Source organism: Clostridium sp. CCUG 7971 (assembly GCF_017590215.1).
Lineage (GTDB): Bacteria > Bacillota > Clostridia > Peptostreptococcales > Peptostreptococcaceae > Faecalimicrobium.
In genome coordinates this window covers 1-5,559 of record NZ_JAFFPK010000172.1, presented here as the reverse complement: position 1 = coordinate 5,559, position 5,559 = coordinate 1, and the positions used below count along the sequence as shown (strand labels likewise).

Here is a 5,559-nt window from a genome sequence, read left to right as displayed (position 1 = left end):
GGGAAAGAACAGATAAAGCTGAGTTATTAAAAGTTCAAGCATTTGAAAATAATAAATAAAAATATTTAAATAAACAATTACAAGAATCTCATTTATTGAAGGTTAAACACTTTGATAAATGAGATTTTTATTTGGATTAAAAGCATGTATGCAATAAAAAACTTCATAATGAATATAATATCTTATTACGTTTTTAGTTTTGAATTCATTTCATACTAAAATTATATAAGTATTAAAATAGGAGGTAAAAATGGAAATTAGTCTATGTATGATAGTAAAAGATGAAGAAGAAGTAATCGAAAGATGTTTAAATTCTATAAAAGAAGTTGTGGACGAAATTATCATAGTAGATACTGGTTCTAGAGATAAAACTATAAATAAAGCAAAAAATCTTGGAGCAAAGGTATATGACTTTAAATGGGTTGAAGATTTCTCAAAAGCTAGAAATTTTGCATTTTCAAAGGCTACTAAGGATTATATAATCTGGATGGATGCAGATGATGTACTAAATAAAAGTGATATAGATAAATTTAAATTATTAAAAGAAAGTATAGATGAAAGTATAGATTCAGTAACTATGAATTATGTATTGTCAGTTAATAAAAATGGAGAAATTACAAGCTCTTTAAAAAGAAATCGATTAGTAAAAGCAAGTAATAATTTTAAATGGGTAGGTAAAGTTCATGAATATCTTGATGTAAGAGGAAATATAATCCATTCAGATATAAATATAATTCATAAAAAAGAAAAGGAATACACTAATAGAAATTTAAAAATTTATGAAAAACTAGTATCTACAGGAGAGAATTTTTCAACTAGAGATATTTTTTATTATGCAAATGAACTTTATGATAATAGACTTTATGACGATGCAATAAAACAATATATAAAATTTTTAGATAAAAAAGATGGATGGGTAGAAGATATTAAAGCAGCATGTTCTAAATTAGCAGATTGTTATTCATACAAAGGTGATAGCGAAAATGAGCTAAAATATATTTTAAAATCTTTTGAATATGATATACCAAGAGCTGATTTTTGCTGCAAACTAGGACGCAAATTTTTAAATGAAAATAAATTGGATGCAGCAATTTATTGGTATGAATGTGCAATAAATTTATCACCTCAAAAAGATAATATGAGTTTGATTAATCATGATATGTATACATTTTTACCGATGATACAACTTTGTGTATGCCATTATAGAAATGGAAATATTAAAAAAGCATATCTGTATAATGAAATGGCGTCTAAATATAAGCCAGAAGATGTGTCAGTAAAATATAATAAAGAATTTTTTAAAGATAAAATTGATAGAGATATAATTGAAGAAGTTGAAAAACTTTTAAACACTATGAATAAATCCTAGCTAGAGGCAAAAACTAAGTAAAATACTTAGGAGGTGATTTTATGGATTTTAATAATGATAATATTATAGGCAATTTACCTAAAAATATAAATAAAGAAGTACCATCACCAAATGAAGATGCAAAGAAAATAACAGCTGTAGTAAAACATTCTGGAGAGATTGTAGGATATGAATTATCAAATGGCCAAAAATTGACTAAAGAAGAAGGTATTCAAATGGCTAAAGAGGGAGAGATATTAGGCGTAGGAGTTGCAACTAGAAAAGGGAATGAGTACTTAAGAACTCTACCAGATGAAAAAGAAAACAATAATTTAAGTAACCTGCCCTCTATAACAGAATAATATGTATAAAAGGTGGTAGTTATATAACTACCCCTTTTATATATTAAAATAATCAAAATACATATCTATTTTGAATTAATATAGTTTTCAATGAATAAATTTAATTTTTGATTACCATATGATTTATATTTATTGGCTAAATATAATACATTAGATTTATCTTCCTCCAAACTAAATACTCTTAGATAGTTAAAAGTCTCTAAGTAGTCGATTAGTATACTATATAAGTTACCTATTTTTACTTTATACTCTAAATCTGATGAAGAATTATATAATTCTCTAAGTTCTAGCAAATCAGCAATTATATGGCTTTGATATACACTAACTTGTCTATCTAAATATTTTATTTCACTTGGTACTTCAGATCCATCATAATCTGGATTGCTATTTAAAAATTTTTCATATCTATTTAATACTATATCTAAATTATCACGTAACGAAGTTATTCTATTTATTTCTTCATTAAAATCTATTATTGAAGTTGCAAAGCTAAAGTTTACAGAAAGCAAAAAGCATATAATAAAAATCATAATAAATTTTTTCATATAATTACTCCTTTTTTATATTTTAAGTAAAAAAAGTATAATTATTCAGTAATATATTTTAATTTCAAATAATTTTATAGCTATACATAAATAATATTTTATATGTAAAAAAACCTAATAGTGTATTTATAATTATCTACTAATAGGTTTTTTAATTATAGTTTAAGGTATTTAGGAATTAGTATTGTTATTAATTAATAATTGTAATTTTCTATCAGCACTTGATTTATATTCATTTGCTAAAAATAACATACTTGCTTTATCTTCTTCTGTATAAAACAATCTCAAATGTATCAAAGTTATTAAGTATTGAGTTAATACACTATATAATCTAGCTATTTTTGCTTTATCTTTTAAATCCACTGTAACTGAATATAAATCTCTCAGTTCTGACAGATCAGATAATACGTGACTTTGGTATACACTCAGCTGTCTATTTAAATACTCTATTTCACTTGGTTCTTCATAACCATCATAATTTGGGTAGTTATTTAAGAATGTTGTGTACCTATCTAATAATGTATCTAAATCATTGCTTAAATTAATTACTTTATCTATTTGAGTATTAAAATCTATTTTTGAATTAGCAAAACTAAAATTCGAAGAAAATAAAAAGAAAATAATAAAAAGTAGAGTGAATTTTTTCATATAACTGCTCCTTTTTTATATTTTAAGTAAAAAAAATATAATTATTCATAGATACATTTTTATAAAAAGTAGCAAATATTGTAAACGTAAATTAGTTATAATAATAAAATGGTAATAGCGAATTTTTTATAAAAATGATATTATAAAAAGATAAATATATTAAGTAAGGAGACAACAAGATGGAAATGAATATACTTATAACTCAAGAAGCAAAGAAAGAATTAGATAAATTATTAGCAACTAGTGATAAAAAATGCATAAGAATACTTACAAGATGTATAACAATGACTTCAGATGCTAAGCTAGATTTTGAATTAGACGAACCTAAAATTAGTGACAATTTATATGATGTAGATGGGTATAAAGTAATAATAGATAAAGCACTAGATTCTCAAATGAATTATATAACAATTTCATATGGAGGTCTTTTAAGTAGAGGACAATTCTGTGTAGAAGCAGATTTTTGTTTCTATTATTAATTAGAAAATAAGTAATAATGAAAATATTTACTTATAAAAGAAGGGAAAATTTATGAAAAAAATATTAGTCCTAGCAGAAAAACCTTCAGTAGGAAGGGATATTGCACGTGTATTAGGATGTAAAAATGAAAAAAATGGATATATAGAAGGACAAAAATATATAGTAACTTGGGCACTAGGTCATCTTGTTACATTAGCAGATCCTGAAGGATATGGAGAAAAGTATAAGTCTTGGAATATAGAAGATTTGCCAATATTACCAAAACATCTAAAAACAGTAGTAATTAAAAAAAGTAGTAAACAATTTAATACTGTAAAGTCTCAAATGAATAGAGATGATGTATCTGAAATTATTATAGCAACAGATGCAGGACGTGAAGGAGAGCTTGTTGCAAGGTGGATAATAGAAAAAGCACACGTTAAAAAACCTCTAAAACGCCTTTGGATTTCATCAAGTACAGATAAAGCTATAAAGGAAGGCTTTAATAAATTAAAAGATGCAAAGGAATATGATAATTTGTATGCTTCAGCGATAGCAAGGTCAGAAGCAGACTGGATAGTGGGAATAAATGCAACTCGTGCACTAACTACAAAGCATAATGCACAACTTTCTTGCGGTAGAGTTCAAACTCCGACAGTTGCTATGATTTTAAAAAGAGAAGAAGAAATAAGAGACTTTAAGGCAAAAGATTACTATGGGATAAGCTTAGTAGCTACAAAAGGAAATATAGATGTTAAATTTATGTGGAATGATAAAAATAATAGTAGTACAAGCTTCAATGAAGAAAAAATAGATAATATAATAAATAAGGTAAAAAACAAAGATTTAAAAATATTTAATGTTAATAAAGTTCAAAAGAAAAAGTATGCACCATCACTTTATGATTTAACAGAATTACAGAGAGATGCAAATAAAATTTTTGGTTATTCAGCAAAAGAAACATTATCTATAATGCAAAAGTTATATGAACATCATAAAGTACTTACTTATCCAAGAACAGATTCTAGATACTTAACTAGTGATATAGTAGAAACTTTAGCTGATAGAGTAAGAGCAGTTAATGTAAGTGATTATTCAAGGGTATGCAATAAAATATTAAAAAATAAAATAACTTCAAATAAGTCATTTGTAGATAATTCAAAGGTAAGTGACCATCACGCTATTATACCTACAGAAGAAAGAGTATTCTTAGGAGATTTAAGTGATAAAGAAAGAAAAATTTATGACCTTGTAGTTAAAAGATTTTTATCAGTACTATTACCTCCTTATGAGTATGAGCAAACTTCAATAATTGCTCAAATAGAAGGAGAAACTTTTACGGCTAAAGGAAATAAAGTTATAAACTTAGGTTTTAAAGAAACTTACAAAGATACTGATGATGAAGAATTAATATCTATACCGAGTATAAATGAAAAAGATATACTAAATATAGTTAGAATAAATAAAACTAATGGGAAAACTAATCCACCACCTTACTTAAATGAAGGAACGCTTTTAACAATTATGGAGAAAAATGGATTAGGAACAGTAGCAACTAGAGCGGATATAATAGAAAAATTATTTAATTCTTTCCTTATAGAAAAAAAAGGAAAAGATATACATGTAACTTCTAAAGCTAGACAATTGCTAGAACTAGTCCCAACTGAATTAAAAACTCCAGAACTAACAAGTGATTGGGAAGGGAAACTATTAGATATATCAAAAGGAAAGTTAAATAAAAATAACTTTATAAATGATATGAAAAACTATTCAAAAGATATTGTTAGAGAAATAAAAAATAGTGACTCTAAGTTTAAGCATGATAATCTTACTAAGAATAAATGTCCAGAATGTGGAAAATTTATGCTTGAGGTTAATGGTAAAAGAGGTAAGATGTTAGTTTGTGAAGATAGAGAATGTAATACTAGAAAAACTGTATCACAAACGACAAACTCAAGATGCCCAGTTTGTCATAAAAAATTAGAGCTTCGTGGAGAGGGTGAGGGTAAAACTTTTGTATGTAGCTGTGGACATAGAGAAAAGTTAAGCTCATTTAATAAGAGAAAAGCAGAAGAAAAAAATAAAGCATCTAAAAAAGATGTAAATAAATATTTAAAGAACCAAAATAAAAATGAAGAGGTATTTAATAATCTTTTTGCAGAGGCTTTAGCAAAGCTTAAAAAATAAATATAAAATA

At 25.4% G+C, this 5,559-nt stretch carries 6 protein-coding genes; 4 read left to right on the top strand and 2 right to left on the bottom strand.

The window, feature by feature from the left end; all coding sequences use genetic code 11:
- Positions 1-250 precede the first annotated feature (250 nt).
- Both JWF52_RS17705 and JWF52_RS17700 read left to right on the top strand, forming a co-directional pair.
- Entirely contained in the window at positions 251-1,369 is a 1,119-nt protein-coding gene (locus JWF52_RS17705; protein ID WP_286184260.1) for a glycosyltransferase family 2 protein, read from the top strand.
- A 41-nt stretch (positions 1,370-1,410) separates the two neighbouring features.
- On the top strand, positions 1,411-1,710 hold the full coding sequence (locus JWF52_RS17700) for a DUF3892 domain-containing protein (protein ID WP_208334809.1): 300 nt from the start codon (positions 1,411-1,413) through the stop codon (positions 1,708-1,710).
- Between the two features lie 65 nt (positions 1,711-1,775).
- Here the strand turns inward: JWF52_RS17700 and JWF52_RS17695 are convergent, their stop codons facing one another.
- Positions 1,776-2,255 carry a hypothetical protein gene (locus JWF52_RS17695; RefSeq protein WP_208334808.1) on the bottom strand — a complete coding sequence of 160 codons (480 nt, stop codon included), beginning with the start codon at positions 2,253-2,255 and terminating at the stop codon, positions 1,776-1,778.
- A gap of 171 nt (positions 2,256-2,426) precedes the next feature.
- A complete protein-coding gene (locus JWF52_RS17690; RefSeq protein WP_208334807.1) occupies positions 2,427-2,903 on the bottom strand; it encodes a hypothetical protein in 477 nt (158 codons plus the stop codon).
- Between the two features lie 179 nt (positions 2,904-3,082).
- Between JWF52_RS17690 and JWF52_RS17685 the strand changes: the two genes are divergently transcribed.
- Positions 3,083-3,382, top strand: a complete 300-nt coding sequence (locus tag JWF52_RS17685) for a hypothetical protein (protein ID WP_208334806.1) — start codon at positions 3,083-3,085, stop codon at positions 3,380-3,382.
- 52 nt (positions 3,383-3,434) lie between these two features.
- Positions 3,435-5,549 carry a DNA topoisomerase III gene (locus tag JWF52_RS17680; RefSeq protein ID WP_208334805.1) on the top strand — a complete coding sequence of 705 codons (2,115 nt, stop codon included), beginning with the start codon at positions 3,435-3,437 and terminating at the stop codon, positions 5,547-5,549.
- Positions 5,550-5,559: the final 10 nt, after the last annotated feature.